This is a genomic window from Bacteroides sp. OM05-10AA, from assembly GCF_003439055.1.
Lineage (GTDB): Bacteria > Bacteroidota > Bacteroidia > Bacteroidales > Bacteroidaceae > Bacteroides > Bacteroides intestinigallinarum.
The window spans coordinates 40,546-58,997 of the sequence record NZ_QSUR01000022.1; the positions used below are offsets into that span (position 1 = coordinate 40,546).

Annotated in this window: 15 protein-coding genes; 10 read left to right on the forward strand and 5 right to left on the reverse strand. The window is 41.5% G+C overall.

Features of this window, described 5'->3' with window-relative positions:
* Window positions 1-363 precede the first annotated feature (363 nt).
* Complete coding sequence (locus DXB58_RS17120; RefSeq protein ID WP_004300118.1) at window positions 364-975, reverse strand: LuxR C-terminal-related transcriptional regulator; 612 nt, start codon at window positions 973-975, stop codon at window positions 364-366.
* Complete coding sequence (locus DXB58_RS17125) at window positions 965-1,669, reverse strand: hemerythrin domain-containing protein (protein ID WP_122137676.1); 705 nt, start codon at window positions 1,667-1,669, stop codon at window positions 965-967. The genes DXB58_RS17120 and DXB58_RS17125 overlap by 11 nt, the downstream gene beginning before the upstream one ends.
* Window positions 1,670-1,877: 208 nt before the next feature.
* Here DXB58_RS17125 and DXB58_RS17130 point away from each other — a divergent pair, with 208 nt between their 5' ends.
* The 10 genes from DXB58_RS17130 to ccsA all read left to right on the forward strand — a co-directional run bounded on the left by DXB58_RS17130 (window position 1,878) and on the right by ccsA (window position 13,818).
* Complete coding sequence (locus tag DXB58_RS17130; protein ID WP_122137647.1) at window positions 1,878-3,053, forward strand: phosphoribosylaminoimidazolecarboxamide formyltransferase; 1,176 nt, start codon at window positions 1,878-1,880, stop codon at window positions 3,051-3,053.
* Between the two features lie 134 nt (window positions 3,054-3,187).
* Window positions 3,188-3,694 carry a flavodoxin FldA gene (gene fldA / locus DXB58_RS17135; RefSeq protein WP_004311873.1) on the forward strand — a complete coding sequence of 169 codons (507 nt, stop codon included), beginning with the start codon at window positions 3,188-3,190 and terminating at the stop codon, window positions 3,692-3,694.
* Between the two features lie 33 nt (window positions 3,695-3,727).
* A complete protein-coding gene (locus DXB58_RS17140) occupies window positions 3,728-4,090 on the forward strand; it encodes a DUF2023 family protein (RefSeq protein WP_004300123.1) in 363 nt (120 codons plus the stop codon).
* A 390-nt stretch (window positions 4,091-4,480) separates the two neighbouring features.
* Window positions 4,481-5,821, forward strand: coding sequence for a hypothetical protein (locus DXB58_RS17145; RefSeq protein WP_122137648.1), 1,341 nt, complete (start codon window positions 4,481-4,483; stop codon window positions 5,819-5,821).
* 26 nt (window positions 5,822-5,847) lie between these two features.
* Window positions 5,848-7,002, forward strand: coding sequence for an imelysin family protein (locus tag DXB58_RS17150; RefSeq protein WP_008776579.1), 1,155 nt, complete (start codon window positions 5,848-5,850; stop codon window positions 7,000-7,002).
* A gap of 110 nt (window positions 7,003-7,112) precedes the next feature.
* Window positions 7,113-8,543 carry a di-heme oxidoredictase family protein gene (locus tag DXB58_RS17155; RefSeq protein WP_004303731.1) on the forward strand — a complete coding sequence of 477 codons (1,431 nt, stop codon included), beginning with the start codon at window positions 7,113-7,115 and terminating at the stop codon, window positions 8,541-8,543.
* A gap of 27 nt (window positions 8,544-8,570) precedes the next feature.
* On the forward strand, window positions 8,571-9,785 hold the full coding sequence (locus tag DXB58_RS17160; RefSeq protein WP_004303732.1) for a porin: 1,215 nt from the start codon (window positions 8,571-8,573) through the stop codon (window positions 9,783-9,785).
* A 23-nt stretch (window positions 9,786-9,808) separates the two neighbouring features.
* A complete protein-coding gene (locus tag DXB58_RS17165) occupies window positions 9,809-10,522 on the forward strand; it encodes a hypothetical protein (protein WP_117935773.1) in 714 nt (237 codons plus the stop codon).
* Window positions 10,523-10,543: 21 nt separating this feature from the next.
* Complete coding sequence (locus DXB58_RS17170; RefSeq protein ID WP_122137649.1) at window positions 10,544-11,698, forward strand: Rid family hydrolase; 1,155 nt, start codon at window positions 10,544-10,546, stop codon at window positions 11,696-11,698.
* A gap of 20 nt (window positions 11,699-11,718) precedes the next feature.
* Window positions 11,719-13,818, forward strand: coding sequence for a cytochrome c biogenesis protein CcsA (gene ccsA, locus DXB58_RS17175; protein ID WP_122137650.1), 2,100 nt, complete (start codon window positions 11,719-11,721; stop codon window positions 13,816-13,818).
* 318 nt (window positions 13,819-14,136) lie between these two features.
* On the opposite strand, the gene DXB58_RS17180 is transcribed toward ccsA, so the two are convergent.
* From DXB58_RS17180 to DXB58_RS17190, 3 genes are read right to left on the reverse strand one after another with little or no spacing between them, the layout of a single operon-like run.
* Window positions 14,137-14,745, reverse strand: a complete 609-nt coding sequence (locus DXB58_RS17180; protein WP_004300131.1) for a TetR/AcrR family transcriptional regulator — start codon at window positions 14,743-14,745, stop codon at window positions 14,137-14,139.
* Window positions 14,746-14,762: 17 nt separating this feature from the next.
* Entirely contained in the window at window positions 14,763-16,499 is a 1,737-nt protein-coding gene (locus tag DXB58_RS17185; RefSeq protein ID WP_122137651.1) for an ABC transporter ATP-binding protein, read from the reverse strand.
* Window positions 16,492-18,264 (reverse strand): ABC transporter ATP-binding protein, encoded by a 1,773-nt coding sequence (locus DXB58_RS17190; protein ID WP_122137652.1) that lies wholly within the window; start codon window positions 18,262-18,264, stop codon window positions 16,492-16,494. The genes DXB58_RS17185 and DXB58_RS17190 overlap by 8 nt, the downstream gene beginning before the upstream one ends.
* Window positions 18,265-18,452: the final 188 nt, after the last annotated feature.

The following is an 18,452-nucleotide window of genomic DNA, read 5'->3' on the forward strand; positions in this document are numbered from 1 at the left end:
TAATCCAATCCACAGACTTAAATCCCATATAAATAAAAAACGAGCTAATTCTTTTTATAGAACCACTCGCCACTGCATCAGAAAAGCCTAAAGGCTTTTCCATAGTACCTCAAATTTCCTGAAAACTAATCTTCTTTTTACCTAAAAACGTCTTACCTATTGTTATCCTTTTACCTTCTACTAAAAACTTATCCTATTGAACTAAACTAAAAAACTTTTAATACCTTAAACTGTCTAATCTAATACCTTATTTAATATTTTCTTTTACCTTATAAACTAACAGCAATTTCTCAACTGCTTTGCAAAGGTACGAATCTTTTTCGTGTGCGCAAACGGTTTTATATTTTATAACACTTCCGCAGGCTATAAATCTTTCACATCGCTCAATGCAACCAGCTTATTTACAATAGCATAGATAGTCAAACCGGCAGCACTATGTATTTGCAATTTTTTGCTAATATTTCTTCGGTGTGTAATCACCGTATGAATCGACAAAAAAAGCTTTTCCGCTATTTCCTTATTTGTCATTCCCTTCACCACACAGATGACGATTTCTTTTTCCCGCTGGCTAAGCGTATCCTGATTATCCATCTCTTCTTCTTCGGAAACCACATTCAATAAACCTGCAATTTTCTTAGAAAGAGTTTCCAAATCATCGAATATCGAAATAGACTCATCATACTTACCCAATAATGAAGCATCTACGAAAGAAGTAACCAACGCTATTAAACGTATTCTTTTACCGGATATTTCTTCTCGAAACTTAGCTACATCAAAGTAATCACCAAAAGTAGGATTGACAATCAACATCTCGGGACATTGTGTTCGGACGCAATCGTGCAAAGCTTCAACAGACAGTAATTCTATTGGTTGTACTTTTACGTTAGAAAGACGCTTCAATGCAGCAGTCAACCCACCACGAATAATTACAGAGGTCTCTGCAATAGCTATTCGAACTACTTCGTTATTTTTCATTTTCCCTAATCCTCCTTTCCAAATTCAGAATAGCAGGAACAAAAATATAGTCCTCAACCTTGCAATGAGATTCCAGTCCGGCTTCGCAAGCATATATATCGAAAAGAGCCGCGTTCAGAAGATTCTCATTTGCTTTGGCGGGGCAATATTTAATAATGATATTTTTCAGTTCAGTCAATTTCTCCCCTACCTGATCGTGATGCTTGGAAAATGTACTGATCTGATAGTTTTTGGGAGCAACTCCTTTAATCAACGAATCGACATACTTAAATACGGTTTTCTCCTCATAGTCCATGTGCTTACGCACTTCTCGCGTATATTCATCGAAAAACTTAAGGATGAGAAAAGCAACATCGTCTTGCGAACAGTCGATTGCCTCGATCAGTTTACGACGGATAGCGGGAAGAGAAAAATCCAGAAAATAAATATGTGCCTGCCGCAAATAATCAATCAATGCAGGTATGGAAATATAATCTTTATCTCCATCGAGCCGGGAAAAGCCTTCAGCCATAAAGTTGACTACAATCAGAAAGGTCCGGCAGTCTACTCCATTCAGTTCACAAACCTCTTTGACTGTCTTGTCACCGAACCCCAACGAAAGCCCAAAACGACTCATCACTTGCAACAAAGAATAATTATCGCTGATGAGATCGATCATCTTATCAGTTGGCTTATATTTTTGTAAATTATCCATCATACCTATTTATATTAGAGACTGCAAAGGAACGGAATATTTTGCTGAAATGCAATCATCATTTATAGGTATTTTAATTCGCCGGAAATAGCCAAATACTAATTATATGCTACTATTTTGTAGCGTAACTTTAGGCAAGCTAGTCTTTTTTTAGTAATTTTGTCGCTATCAATTTGTAATTAGTAACTCGTAATTTGTAATTAATAAAATGGCAAACGAACTCGAACTGAAATACGGCTGCAACCCTAATCAAAAGCCTGCCCGTATCTTCATGAAAGAAGGCGAACTCCCCATCGAAGTATTGAATGGACGTCCCGGTTATATCAATCTATTGGATGCATTCAACAGTTGGCAACTTGTAAAAGAACTGAAAGAAGCTACCGGACTGCCGGCTGCCGCTTCTTTTAAACATGTCAGCCCTGCAGGTGCTGCTGTTGCGGTAGAAATGAGCGACACGCTGAAGAAGATTTATTTTGTCGATGACATGAAACTATCTCCATTGGCTACAGCATACGCCCGTGCACGTGGAGCAGACCGTATGTCGTCTTACGGAGACTTTATCGCATTGTCCGACACTTGTGACGAAGAAACAGCACGCATCATCAACCGTGAAGTATCCGATGGCGTCATTGCTCCTGACTATACTCCCGAAGCGTTGGAGATTCTAAAGAATAAAAGAAAAGGAACCTATAATGTAATAAAGATAAATCCTGCATACCGCCCGGCTCCTATCGAACATAAAGATGTATTCGGAGTAACTTTCGAACAAGGAAGAAACGAATTGAAGATCGATGAAAGTCTTTTGAAAGAGATGCCTACGCAGAACAAGGAAATCCCGGCTGATGCAAAACGCGACTTAATCATTGCCTTAATCACTTTAAAATATACACAATCCAATTCTGTATGTTATGCCAAAGACGGACAGGCAATCGGTATTGGCGCAGGCCAACAGTCACGTATTCACTGTACGCGTCTGGCAGGAAATAAAGCAGATATCTGGTATTTACGCCAACACCCGAAAGTAATGAACCTGCCATGGATTGAGAAAATCCGTCGTGCAGACCGTGACAATACGATTGACGTTTACATCTCGGAGGATTATGACGATGTACTGATTGACGGCATCTGGCAACAGTTCTTCACTGAAAAGCCGGAAATACTGACACGCGAAGAAAAACGGGCATGGCTGGATACGATGACAGGCGTAGCTTTAGGATCGGATGCATTCTTCCCATTCGGAGATAATATAGAACGCGCACACAAGAGTGGCGTCAGCTATATTGCACAACCGGGTGGATCAGTACGCGATGATCATGTGATTGGAACTTGCGACAAATACAATATGGCAATGGCATTTACAGGCATCCGCTTGTTCCACCATTAAAAATATCGACAGTTTTTATTCCATACATCCCCATTTATAATGAGAAGGAGACAAATCTTCCATTATAAATGGGGATTTCCTATTTCTTTAAGACCCTCTATCTTTGCAGCGTTACTTTTAAAAACGAATCAAAGATGAATAAAATTGGTGTATTTTATGGTTCCACAACCGGAACAACAGAAGACCTTGCCCGTCGAATTGCAGAGAAATTAGATGTACCATCGGCAGATGTATTTGATGTATCCAAGCTAACAGAGGCATTAGTCAATGAATATGACGTATTGGTGCTCGGCTCTTCCACATGGGGAGCAGGCGAACTTCAAGACGACTGGTACGATGGAGTAAAAGTTTTAAAGAAGTGTGATTTATCCCACAAATCTGTAGCCCTGTTCGGTTGCGGCGACTCTGACTCGTATAGCGACACATTCTGTGACGCAATAGGTATTCTCTATGAAGATCTGAAAGATACCCACTGCAAATTCTGTGGAGCAACAGATACTGCAGGCTATACCTTCGATTCCTCCATTGCCGTCGTAGACGGTAAGTTTGTAGGTCTTCCACTTGACGAAGTCAACGAAGATAGCAAAACAGACGAACGTATCAGCGCATGGGCTGAACAAGTGAAACAAGAAATTAGCTAATTTTACCTTAACATAAAAAGAATACTTTGCATCATGGCAACTGAAAGAATCATCCCCGGCGAAATCCGAATTTTTCTTAATCATATTTATGAGTTTAAGAAAGGCGTACGCAACATGGTACTTTACACAATGAGTAAAGAGCACGAAGAATTTGCCATCCGCCGATTGAAAAATCAAAAGATCAGTTATATGATACAGGAAGTAGGTACCAATAAAATTAACCTGTTTTTTGGAAAGGCAGAATGTATGGAAGCCATGCGGCACATCATCATCCGTCCTTTAAACCAACTGACTGCCGAAGAAGATTTTATTTTAGGAGCTATGCTGGGATATGACCTTTGCCAGCAATGCAAACGATATTGCAGTAAAAAAGAAGGTATAAAGATGGCAGTTTAAGCGATAACCTTAGCATAAGTTTAGCTTTGTTTGTATGTAGTTTGTCTGAGTTGAATCGTTTCTGAAAAGGTAGTTTCCTGATGGTAGATATACTCAAGGAAACTGGTTGTAGAAGAAACGATTCGCTCAATTACAAACAAAATCGGTGACACTATGAAATAATAAAGACAACTCTACACACTAACAACAGACAAAGGTGTATATCAGTAAAAATTATCATACTGAAATACACCTTTGTCTGTTTTATTTTATCTACTACTATATTTTTTTTACTCTTTAGATTAAAATTACCTACATATACTGAATTTAAGAAACAACTATGCCTAATATTAGGTATTGCCACATTTTTTAACCTCATCTAACTTTGCAGCCGATAAAATTATTAAAAAGATGAGAAAAATAACAGCAATCGTTATTCTTAGTCTCCTACCTTCTCTTACAATTCCAGCACAGGAGACAAAAGAAATTTCCAAAAGTAGTAATTCTTCTTCTATAGAAGAATATACAAAATTCCGTTTTGGAGGATACGGTGAAATGGTCGCTAATTTTAAAGATTATGGCATCAACCGTTTCTATGGAGGAAACGATGGTAATCCAAAGAAAAACAGGAATACCATTTCAATTCCCCGTTTCGTTTTAGCTTTTGATTATAAGTTCAATTCCAAATGGATACTCGGTGCAGAGATTGAGTTCGAATCTGGTGGAACAGGTACAGCTTTCGAATTAGAAAACACCGAAAACGGTGAATACGAAACAGAAGTTGAAAAAGGAGGTGAAGTAGCTATCGAACAATTTCACATCACACGTTTAATTCACCGCTCCCTCAATGTACGTGCCGGACATATTATTGTTCCGGTAGGATTGACTAACGCACACCATGAACCGATCAATTTCTTCGGAACTTCACGTCCGGAAGGTGAAACAAGCCTTTTGCCTTCTACCTGGCATGAAAATGGTCTGGAAATCTTTGGTTCTTTCGGAAAAGGGTATGCAAGCTTCGATTATCAAGCTATGGTGGTAGCAGGCCTGAATCCTAATGGATTCGGTCGTAACACATGGGTAGGTAGTGGCAAACAGGGAATCTTTGAGGAAGACAACTTCACTTCTCCCGCGTATGTATTTCGTTTAGATTATAAAGGAGTTCCCAATTTACGTGTAGGTGCATCATTTTATTATTGTGCAGATGCAGGAGCCAACTCTGATAAAGAACAGACTTATGCAAGCTATGGAAAAATTCCGATAAGAATCTTCACCGCAGATGCACAGTATCGCAATAAATATGTAACGGCACGCGGTAATATCTTATATGGAAACTTGGGAAATTCATTAGGAGTAAGTCAGGCAAATGTCAAATTATCCAATAAATCGCCTTACAGCCGTCTGGCTCCGGTAGCGAAGAATGCCGTAAGTTATGCAGCAGAAGCCGGCATTAATATCCGCTCGGTCTTCGGAGGCAATAAAAAGATTCCGGTAATCTATCCATTTGCCCGCTATGAATACTACAACCCACAAGAGAAAGGGGAAAAAGGGCAAACGATGGAAAAACGTTGCCAAGTAAGTATGTGGACAGCGGGATTAAATTGGTACGCTTTGCCAAACTTAGTGATAAAAGCAGACTATGCAACCCGCCAGATTGGTACAAATAAAGTTTTTGGCGTATCAAAGTCATACAACAGTGAAAACGAATTTTCTATTGGAATTGCCTATATAGGATGGTTTATTAAGAAATAACAAATAATCAATTATTTAATTTTTATATGATGAAAACAAAATTCTTTTATGTCGCAGCCCTAATATTGGGATTAGCATTCACAACAACTTCTTGCAGCAGTGATGATGACAACCCAACAGTAGATCCTGCTAATATTGATTACACTCCTGAAAATGCATCAAGCTGGCATAACTACATGAGAAATGTAGCAGCACTTCTAAAAACAGATGCAACCAATCTCTACAACGCATGGAATTCAAGCTATAAAGGAGGTGAAAGCTATGCTTCCCTGTTCAAGGCTCATAGTGGCTCTCCTTACGCAAGCGCCTTGAGCTGTGTGGAAGAAATCGTGGATAAATGCGCGGAAATTGCCAATGAAGTCGGTACAGCCAAAATTGGTGACCCATACAACTTGTATAAAGCCGGAAATACTGAAGAAGCATTATATGCTGTGGAATCCTGGTACAGCTGGCATTCTCGTGATGACTATACCAATAACATTTATTCCATCCGGAATGCATATTACGGTTCTTTAGACGGTAATATAAATGCCAATTCTTTATCTACTGTTATCGCCGGTGCTAATTCATCATTAGATACCAAGATAAAGAATGCTATCCAAAAAGCGGCAAAAGCCATTCAGGATATTCCGCAACCTTTCCGTAATCATATTCCCAGTAACGAAACGGTAGCAGCTATGGATGCTTGTGCAGAGCTGGAAAGTATACTGAAGAATGACTTAAAATCCTATATTGCAAATAATAGCAACAATATCAATACGGACGCAGTACTTAATCCTGTAGTAACACAATATGTAGATGCAGTAGTAGTGCCTACCTACAAAAGTTTGAAAGAAAAAAATGACGCTCTCTACAATGCAGTAATAGCCCTTGCAGACAATCCGTCAAATAGTGCTTTTGAAACAGCTTGTGATGCTTGGATCACTGCTCGTGAACCATGGGAAAAGAGCGAAGCTTTCTTATTCGGTCCGGTAGACGAAATGGGACTTGATCCTAACATGGACAGCTGGCCTTTGGATCAGAATGCTATTGTACAAATACTGAATTCTCAAAGTTGGAGTGATCTCGAATGGAGTGAAGGTGATGATGAAGCTGCTGTCGAATCGGCACAAAATGTACGCGGTTTCCACACATTGGAATTCCTTCTCTACAAAAACGGTGAACCACGTAAAGTACAATAAAGCTTTATCTTAGCTAAGATATTATTGAGAAGTAAAGGTTGGAATTCAATGATCCACCTTTACTTCTTTGGTATGTTTAAAACATATTATTGAAACAAAGTCAATAAACAATGAATCACTTTCTAAAATATTCATTCTCTTTCTTTTGCCTGTTGGCATGCTCTGCCTGTGATGATGACGGAATTGACATATTGGATATCGAGATTCCGGAGGGCTATGCTCTATCAGCCGGAACATCAACTATTTTCTTGAATTCGTCTGTTGCTTATGACACGCCTGCAGATTGGATAACAGGAGCATACGATGTACGTTTCACCCGAGGCGACAGGCTATATGACGATGTACGTACAAGCAACAACGGTCATGGCGGTGGACTTGGCCCCGTTTATGCCGGTTATTCGTGCGGCAGTTGCCACCGGAATGCGGGACGTACCAAACCCTCTTTATGGACAGAGGGTGGATCGGGCAGCTATGGATTCTCTTCCATGTTAGTCTACATATCCCGTAAAAACGGAGCTTTCTTTCAAGATTATGGACGTGTGCTTCATGACCAGGCAATCTATGGAGTACAACCGGAAGGCAAACTGTCTGTGGAATACACTTACGAGACATTTTCTTTCCCTGATGGAGAAGCCTACACACTTTGCAAACCTAATTATACTATATCCGAATGGTATGCCGAAGAAATCAAACCGGAAGATTTGTTTTGTACCGTACGTATTCCATTACGCCATGTAGGCATGGGGCAAATGATGGCACTAGATCCTGTTGAAATTGAAGCACTTGCAGCAAAAAGTAATTATCCCGAATATGGAATCAGCGGACGATGTAATTACATTACCGAACGCGGAGTGAGAAGTCTGGGATTGTCCGGCAACAAAGCTCAACATGCCGATTTAACTGTAGAATTGGGATTCTCCAGTGATATGGGCGTTACCAACAGCCGCTATCCGGAAGAAATCTGTGAAGGACAAATACAAGTAAACCAAGGCAGCATGATGGGGCTTTCTTACGACCAACTGGATGTCAGCACAGAAGAGATGGAAAACGTAGATCTCTATATGCAAAGTCTTGGTGTTCCCGCCCGGCGTAATGTAAACGATCCGCAAGTAATCAAAGGGGAACAGAACTTCTATAAAGCCAAATGTCATCTCTGTCATGTGACCACTTTACACACTAAAACACGTGGTAGTGTTTTATTAAATAATACTCAACTCCCGTGGTTAGGCGGTCAAACGATTCACCCTTATTCTGATTATCTATTACATGATATGGGTTCTGAAATTATGGGAGTCGGACTGAACGACAACTATGTAAGCGGGCTGGCACGTGGAAACGAATGGCGTACTACCCCTCTTTGGGGAATCGGCTTACAAGAAAAGGTCAACGGACATACTTATTTCTTGCATGACGGACGTGCCCGCAATCTGACAGAAGCCATCATGTGGCATGGCGGAGAAGGAGAAGCATCAAAGAACTTATTTAAGAATATGAGTAAGGAAGACCGGGATGCGCTGATTGCATTTTTAAATTCACTTTAAACTAAAAGTAGTATATATAAAGTAATTATGAAGAGATTTATAATCATTGCCATGCTGACTGCCATAATGCCTTTGGCCGCTATGGCACAACATGAAGAAGATACAGAAAATGGTGTAGTATCATTAGCTGGAAGAGAAGGATTCACTATCGAAACCAAGAAAGGAGATTTTGTATTCAAACCCTATCTGCTCGTACAGACCAGTGCAAACTTCAATTGGTACGACGATGAAGGACTGGATAAAGCATACAATCAAGATAACATAGCCAACTCCGGATTTTCAGTTCCTTACGCCGTACTCGGATTTACCGGAAAGGCTTTCGATAAAGTATCTTTCAACCTTTCCATAAATGCGGCAGCCAGCGGAGGCGCATTACTTCAACAAGCCTGGTTTGATGTTCAACTGAAAAAGCAGTTTGCCATCCGGGTCGGTAAATTCAAAACTCCGTTTTCACATGCCTACCTGACAACACTGGGAGAAACATTGTTACCTAGTTTGCCAGTATCACTGACTGCTCCCGTTATCCTCCCCTATTCTTTGAATGCGGTAACACCCAATATTGGCACCGGATTCGATTTAGGTGTAGAGATTCACGGTTTGGTAGCTGATAAATTCGGGTATGAAATCGGTTTATTCAACGGTACGGGTGCAGCGGTAAATACAGCAACAAAAACATTTAGTGATGACTGGCACATTCCGTCTTTACTGTACGCCGGACGTTTCACCTATATGCCTAAAGGAGTGATGCCCGCTACACAGGGAAATCCGAACAGGCTGAATGAAGACAAAATCATGTTTGGTATTTCTACCTCTATCAATGTAGAAAGTGAAAATGAAAGTACCAATGATTATCGTGCCGGATTGGAGTTTGCAATGCTAAAGAACAAACTTTACCTCGGTGCTGAAGTCTATTATATGAATGTTGGCTTCACAAAAAGACAAAAGATTTCCGAGTCATATAATTACCTGGGCGGCTATGTACAAGGTGGTTACTTCGTTGCCCCCCGTCTGCAAGCAGCTGCACGCTATGATTTCTTCAATCGTAACGGAATGGACACCAATGGTTTTCTAAATATGCCAGCCGTGGGTATGAACTATTTTTTCAAGAACTGTAATCTGAAGTTACAAGCGATGTACCAGTATATTGCCCGTAAAGGTCATGATACCCAACTTGATCGGGATAACGACGATTTAGGTTTGGCAGTACATTCGGCCAGTATTCTACTTCAGTATACATTCTAAATAGCACAAGAAAGGATTTGTTTATGAAAAAATACATTCTTTTCGGGGGTTGTCTACTGTTATTGGCATACATCACATCATGCGATGACGGACGTATTTACGAAAAGACAGAGACCCTATCAGAAGAAGGACGCACGCTGAAGATGAGCGGTAAGATCAATGGTATCAGTAAATGGCCCGATGGTTATAGTGTTGTAGTGGCAGGCTTCAGTGATGAGAGCGAGTATGCCGTTGTCACCAAAACAATTCCGGCGGTCGAAGATGATGAGATCCAGGTTACGATGACAGGAGTCAGTGATAAAGTAACCACTATTGAATTGTGCGTTATTAATAAATTGAGAAAACGAGTTATCAGTTTTCAGTCAATGGACGACCTTACAGCAGTTGACGACACCATCCTTATGGATGTGGGAACTGTAAATGTAGGTATGTACCATGGCATTCAAGAAAAAGTATTTAATACGACATGCGCACACTGTCATGGTGGAGGTAGTTCGGCAGCAGCCAACCTGTATCTGACAGAAGGCAAAAGTTACGAGGCACTGGTCAACCGCCCGTCGAAGAAAGTAGATGGCATGTTACTCGTCAAGCCGGGCAGTGCGCAAGAAAGCGTATTGCACACATTATTGAACACCACTATTAGTTCAACCTGGGGATACGATCACTCAAAAGAAATAGTATCATCCCCGATTTTGACCCTTATTGACGACTGGATCAATAACGGTGCGCAAGAATAAATAGTTATTTACCCAACTGATATGAACAACAAAAAACAACAGAATATTCAGTCTGAAAAGACGCTAACAGAGATTTTTAAATATAATGCAGGAGGAGAAGCTTCAGAGTATCATATTATCATTCATTCTACTAAACCGGAAGATACATACGAAGAACAGCTGAATGCAGTATTAAACACCTACGATTATTTACTTACCCAAGAATTGAAAGGAGCAGTTGCCATCCTCAAACGTTATTTCCTTAGTGACGCTGCCAATCAGGCAGATACACTACTGGTATTGACAACCGAAGGTTCGGACTGCGCACTTTCCATTGTGGAACAGCCCCCGCTGGACGGAACAAAAATTGCCTTATGGGTTTACCTGTTGACAGATGTACAGACACAAGTCTTACATAACGGGCTTTTTGAGGTGAAACACAGTGCCTATCGCCACTTCTGGGGCGGTAGTGCATTCAATCGTGCCGCCAATTCGGAATACCAGACCCGTCTATTATTGAACGACTATGTGATGCAACTCATGGAACAAGGTTGTAAACTGGCAGACAATTGTATCCGTACATGGTTTTTCGTGCAAAATGTAGATGTGAATTATGCCGGAGTAGTGAAAGCACGTAATGAAGTTTTCGTCACCCAAAACCTGACAGAAAAAACACATTATATTTCCAGCACAGGCATCGACGGCCGGCATGCCGACCCGAAAGTACTAGTACAAATGGATACTTACGCCGTAGCAGGACTGCAACCGGAACAGATTCATTTCCTCTATGCGCCTACCCATCTGAACCCAACTTATGAATATGGAGTAAGCTTTGAACGTGGCACGTATGTAGATTATGGCGACCGCCGACAGGTATTTATTTCAGGAACGGCAAGTATCAACAACAAAGGCGAAGTGGTATATCCCGGCAACATCCGCAAACAGACAGAACGAATGTGGGAGAATGTGGAAACCCTGTTGAAAGAAGCGGACTGCACGTTTGAAGATTTGGGACAAATGATTGTATATCTGCGTGACATAGCCGACTATACAGTTGTTAAAGCAATGTATGACAAACGTTTCCCACATACTCCCAAAGTATTTGTTCATGCTCCGGTATGCCGTCCCGGATGGTTGATTGAGATGGAATGTATGGGAGTGAAAGAATGTAAGAACAAGGAATACGCTCCATTTTAATATCATAAAAGATTATACAGTTGAAAAGGTTACTTATTATCTTATATATCTGTCTGGTGGGACTACTCGCTGTGACTACTTTCGTAGAACAAGCGTATGGGACAGATTTTGTAGAAAGAAATATATATCATACATGCTGGTTTTGTTGTTTGTGGGGAATAATTGCCACCATTGCACTTGTTGCTCTCATCCGACGCGCTTTATGGCGACGGTTCCCCATATTGTTGTTTCATGGCTCCCTCCTCGTTATCTTGGTGGGGGCCATGATTACGTTTATCGGAAGCAAAAAAGGATACGTACACTTGCTTCCGGGGGCAACAATAGACAGTTTCCAGGAATCGGAAAGCGGCAGAAAAGCTGATCTGCCATTCACAATACAACTAGATAGTTTCCGTATAGCATACTATCCCGGAACAGAAGCACCGGCAGACTACATCAGCTATATCACCTACTCTCTTCCCGGACAGAAAAATGTTCTATTACACGAACAGATTTCAATGAATCGTATATTTACATCACAAGGTTTCCGTTTCTATCAGTCATCTTTCGATGATGACGGAAAAGGGAGCTGGCTGACTGTCAATTATGATCCATGGGGAACAGGAGTGACTTATGCGGGATATATCCTGCTCGGTCTCTCCATGATTTGGCTACTATTTTCCCGCAGTAGTGATTTCCGACGCCTGCTAAACCACCCGCTACTTAAAAAAGGAGGTGTATTTATACTGTTTATTTTCTGCCTTGCAGGTAACATGCAAGCACAAAAAAAACTCCTTCCTGCATTGAAACGAACACAAGCGGACAGTTTAGCACAGGAACAGGTTATTTATCACGACCGGGTAGTACCTTTCAATACATTAGCCCGTGATTTCATTCAGAAACTGACAGGAGAAGCTTCATATAAAGGATTGACACCTGAACAAGTGATAGGTGGCTGGTTACTTTATCCGGAAGTGTGGAGAAATGAGCCATTGATATACATCAAAAATACAGAATTACAGCATTTATTAAACTTACAAACACCTTATGCTCGATTAACTGATTTATTTGACGGTTCTGTTTATCGTCTCCGTGAACATTGGCAACGTGAACAAGGACAACAAAGCAAACTCGCCAAAGCAATCCAGGAAACAGATGAAAAAGTAGGCCTGATCCTGATGTTGGAAAAAGGAACATTCATCCATCCATTACCCACTGATGGCAGCGTGCAACCTCTCTCCGAACTGGAAGTGAAAGCAGAATTACTCTACAACCGGATTCCGTTCAGCAAGATTCTTTTTATGATAAATCTGTCATTGGGAGTGTTGTCTTTCCTACTTCTACTTCATAACAGCCTGCAAAGAAATACCCTCTCGCCCAAAGCCAAAACGATTTCCCGCATGGCAGGAACTTTCTTTTCTGTTGCACTCTATCTTGCTTTCATATTCCATTTAGCAGGATATTGCCTGCGCTGGTACATTGGCGGTCGTATTCCACTTAGTAACGGTTACGAAACCATGCAGTTTATGGCTCTTTGTATTCTTTTGATAGCCTGTCTGCTCCATCGAAGATTCTCATTTATACTTCCATTCGGATTCCTCCTCTCCGGCTTTGCTTTGTTGGTCTCCTATCTGGGACAAATGAATCCCCAGATAACCCCATTAATGCCGGTGCTCGTCTCTCCATGGCTAAGTATTCATGTTTCATTGATTATGATGTCTTATGCCCTATTGGCATTCATCATGCTAAACGGAATACTGGCATTATGCCTCCGGAAAAAAGAATCGAAAAACAATGTCTCCGGAAACGACGCTATACAAGACAACCGGATAGAACAGTTGACGCTAGTCAGCCGTTTGCTGCTCTACCCTGCCACCTTCTTTTTAGGAGCAGGCATCTTTCTGGGAGCAGTTTGGGCAAACGTTTCCTGGGGACGATACTGGGCGTGGGACCCGAAAGAAGTATGGGCACTGATTACTTTTCTGGTATATGGAGTAGCCTTCCATTCACAAAGTCTGCGCATTTTCCGCAAGCCTCTATTCTTCCATATCTATATGATTCTTGCTTTCCTGACCGTCTTAATGACCTATTTCGGGGTAAATTATGTTCTTGGAGGGATGCATAGTTATGCAAACGCCTGAACCACTATATATAGCTAGTAATTGATAGAAGAATACCCATTTTAGGGGATTGCGGGAAAAGCGGAAAGCCCCTATCTTTGCAGTATCAGAATTAAATTAATTAGTCATAATTATATTACGTAGCCACATTAAAAATACATAGAAATCGGCCGAAGTGATTCACCCGCATTTCTTTTATTTGGTTGTTAAGTTGAAAAAACCATATAATGTATTCATTTTGGAATATGAATAGATGACATATTCTAAAAGAGGCAAGGACGTCCGGCTTGTGAAAGCCGGACGTTTTTTTATATCAGTAAGAGAATAAAGTGAGAGAGCTCATGCATTCATGAGCTCTTTCCAACCAGCCGTTTCAAAAGCGATATACTCCGCTATAAACTTCTCCATCTCTTCTTTCTTCACAGGATGCAACACCAGCTCTTCGAGCAGGGCAAACAACCATACCGTATTCAGGTGAATAAAGAAGTTAGTTATTGCTATATTGATATGCGGATATTTCTGCTTCATCCCTTGAAAAAAAACAGAAATCGTACGCGTCATCAAATCTGTATATTCAGAACGGAAGTTCTCCAAAACAGAACCTTGTGCCTGAAAAAGCAGCAACCGCAAACGGTCACGATGTTCAGAGACCAATCTGATATATTCCCGTACAGACATTTTCTGATAATCCGAATCCATAAAGACGTCTATCGTCATCTGATCTGCATCGTGATTATAAATCATAGCATACAGATCATTCAATACCGGTTTCAGAATCGTACGGAATATCTCATCCTTATTGGTGAAATAATGATAGATATTACTCACCGTCACCCCTGCCCTCGAAGCTATTTCACGCATAGAGGCATCCTTGTATCCCTTTTCCAGAAACACTTCTTCGGCTGCCTTCAAGATTCCCTCTTGTATATCTCCTTTCAAAAATTGCATAGTATCGCTGCTATTTATCAATTCATATTTGTAACCTGTCTGTTCACCATCCGGGCAAATATACCATTTTTCTTTTTCAATTCCTCCGGTGTTCCCATTTCAGCAACACTTCCATTCTCCAATACTACAATTTTGTCGGCATTGGCAACGGTTCGCATACGGTGCGCAATAATCAGCACCGTTTTGTTACGTACCAATTCAGATATACCTGCCTGTATCTTGGTTTCATTCTCAACATCAAGCGAAGCCGTAGCCTCATCCAACAGAACAATCGGAGCATCCTTCAACAAAGCGCGGGCAATGGAAATACGCTGACGCTCACCGCCGGATAATGTTTCTCCATTCTCACCGATAATCGTCTGGTATCCCTGCGGCATTTTAGTGACAAACTCATCACATTGTGCCAAGCGGGCAACTCTCCGGACTTCCTCATCCGTAGCATCCCGTTTGCCAATACGGATATTATCCATAATGGAAGCATTGAAAAGAACTACATCCTGAAAGACAACGGAATAGTTTTTCAACAAAGTTTCAGGATCAATCCGACTGATATCCTGCCCGCCGAGGGTAATCTTTCCCGACTGGATATCCCAGAAACGTGCCGCCAACCTGGCCGCCGTACTCTTGCCACTACCCGAAGGACCAACCAAAGCCGTTTTTTCACCTTGCCGGGCAATAAAAGACAAGTTATTCAGAATTTGTTTTCCCTGCTCATAAGCAAAGTCTACCTGTCTGAATTCGATATCATAACCTTGAGGAGTGAATTCGGTAGTCCCGTTTTGTACCGGCAATGCTTCCATCTCATTCATTCTATTGATACGCACATCCAAATAGAACAAAGCGGCAATATTATTCATCACCTCACTGACCGGAGCATACACACGCGACCCGATAACCATAAATATAAGATAGGTAAACAAATCAACCGTACCCGAAGCCAAGAGATTGGCACCAACGATAATAACGCTTGCCAGTCCGAGTTTCAATACACTTTGGGAACCGTTTACCAACATGCCGAGCACCAGTTCATTACGAGTCAATACCTTTTCATAGGTATCAATGCTCGCATCCAGTTTTTCCAGATAGTCTCTCTCCTGATTGTAGGATTTTATCTCCTGAATGGTATCGAGTCCTTCCTGGATATGCTCGGTCACCATCCGTTTGTTCAGATAATTACTTTCATTGCTTTTCTGTATTTCCTTCTTCGAGAAAAAAAGGATTGCGGCGGCAAGCGGCACTACCCAGAACAAAGCAATCGTCAACTGCCAGTTATAAAATGCCATACCGACGGTAATAAGCAGAATACTGATAATGGAAGCAAACAACTGGGGAACTGCATGCGAGAAAGTATGCTCGAGATCAGTGCAGTCATCCATAATCGTGGCGGTGAGGTCGGAAAGATTCTTTTCGCCAAAGAAAGCCAGAGGCAACTTGCGAAGTTTTTCCGCCAATGAGATACGCCGGTTTGCACTCTCATCATAAACGGTGGTATAGGTACTACGATATTGCAATACCGCAAATATATACATGACTATCATAAAGACAATACCGAGTATGCTATAATAGAGAATACCATGCGTCACCGAAGCCGAAGGCTGAAACACAGGACGAAGATATTCCTCAAGAAAGAGAAAAACAAATACCGCCGGCAACATCAATACAATATCGAGCAGTGTAGTGAAAAACACACCTTTACAGAAATCTTTCGCTCCTTTAGTTGAAAGGGCAAAACGTCTTTTTATTACTTCAATCATTAGAAACCTCCTTTCCTATTGTCCAGCGAACAGATTGCTGGTATTCATTCCACATACGATAATAGATGCCTTGTTTTCCAAGCAGGTTGGCATGTGTACCTTGTTCCGCAATCTTCCCCTTGTCAATGACGAGGATATTGTCGGCATCAGTGATGCTTGAAAGACGATGAGCAATCATCAATACGGTTTTTCCTTTTGTCAGTTCTTTCAAGGCTTGCTGGATGAGATGCTCATTTTCGGGGTCGGCAAAAGCAGTCGCCTCATCCAGTACAATGATGGGAGCATTTTTCAGGATTGCACGTGCCAGTACGATCCGTTGCTGTTCCCCGCCGGAGAGATATGTTCCCTCCGTACCAATCTTCGTATTCAGTCCGAGCGGAAGTTTATTGATAATTTCCCGGCACTGTGCCATATCTACTGCCCGTTCCACTTCCTCCATTGCCGCGTCGGGATTACCATATTTGATATTTTCGAGCAGAGAAGTCTTGAACAGCTTTGTATTCTGGAACACGAAAGAAATATATTTCATCAGTTCTTCGGGAGCGATTTCTCTTACATTGATGCCACCTATTAAAACTTTCCCTTCCGTTGCCTCCCAGAAACGGGGAACTAGACGGGCAATCGTTGTTTTCCCTCCGCCCGAAGCTCCGACAAGAGCTACTGTGTTTCCTTGCGGAATAGTGAAACTAACATCATCCACCGCCTTTTGATTAGCTCCCGGATAGCTGAAGGAAACTTTTTCGAACTGAATACTGAATTCCTTTACCGGTTGTGGATGCTCTACAACAGTCAGGTGCTCATAAGCAACCAGATTCTCAAGACGTCCGATAGCTTCACTCGCCTGCCCCAAAGCCTGATTGAGATACATACTCTTCATGATACTTTGGGAGAATACAGGAGTAATGAGAACAAACAGGAAGAAATTAAGTAATACCGATGCATAATTACCTGAATAACCAATCAGCAAAATAGCCAACGGAGCAAGGAAAAACACAAAACCATTGATTATTACGGTATAGAGCGACATCGGCTTCTCCCACATTCGTGTATAGCCGAATACCATTTTATTATAATTCATGATACAGCGGTGAAAGTTCTTGAAAGAGTAAATGGTCTGCTGGAAAACCTTCACTACGGGAATTCCTCTCACATACTCTACAGCTTCGGCATTCATTTCCTCCAGAGAAGTCATATAGCTTTTCATAAACTGCCGTCCCTCCGCATTCATCATAAAACCCATAACCAGCATGGCAATAATTACAGGGACGATACATGCCAGACCGAGTATCCAATCGAACACAAAAATCAGTATGGCAGCTACCAACGGCACTAGAAAAGTAGCCGCAAGATCAGGCAACTGATGTGCCAGAAAACTATGGGTAACCCCTGCATTGTCATCTATAATCTTGCGAATACGTCCGCTCGTATTAATGTCAAAGAAGCCGAGAGGCATACGCACTATCTGGCGCATGGCTTCTTTACGCAAATTCGATTCAACCCGAAAAGCTGCAAGATGCGAAGACATCAATGCGGCAAAATAAAGGACGATGCTCGCCACGGCCATGCCTGCCGCCCACCAGGCATACGTCACCACATTACCGGAAGAGGTTATCTCTCCGTGTTCAAGCAGTTCTCTCACAATCAGCCAAATAAGGATATAAGGCAACATGCCCGCCAAGGCACTTAGGGCAGACAGCAGCATTGCCGCAGGCAAAAGCACTTTCCGTTTACCCATGTAGTTCTGAAGTTTTTTCAATGTACTCATAACGTACGTTCAATCTATATTAAGTTCGACAATCATTTAACTTATCGCTTGTTTTCAAAAAAGAACAATATTCGAAATCGTTCAAAAAAAAGAGAGCTTATATTTCTATAAGCTCTCTTCATCCCATTCAATCCGGTGCATGTGCACCTTTGATATATGATTAATCTCGACTCGTCTCTCACTGATTC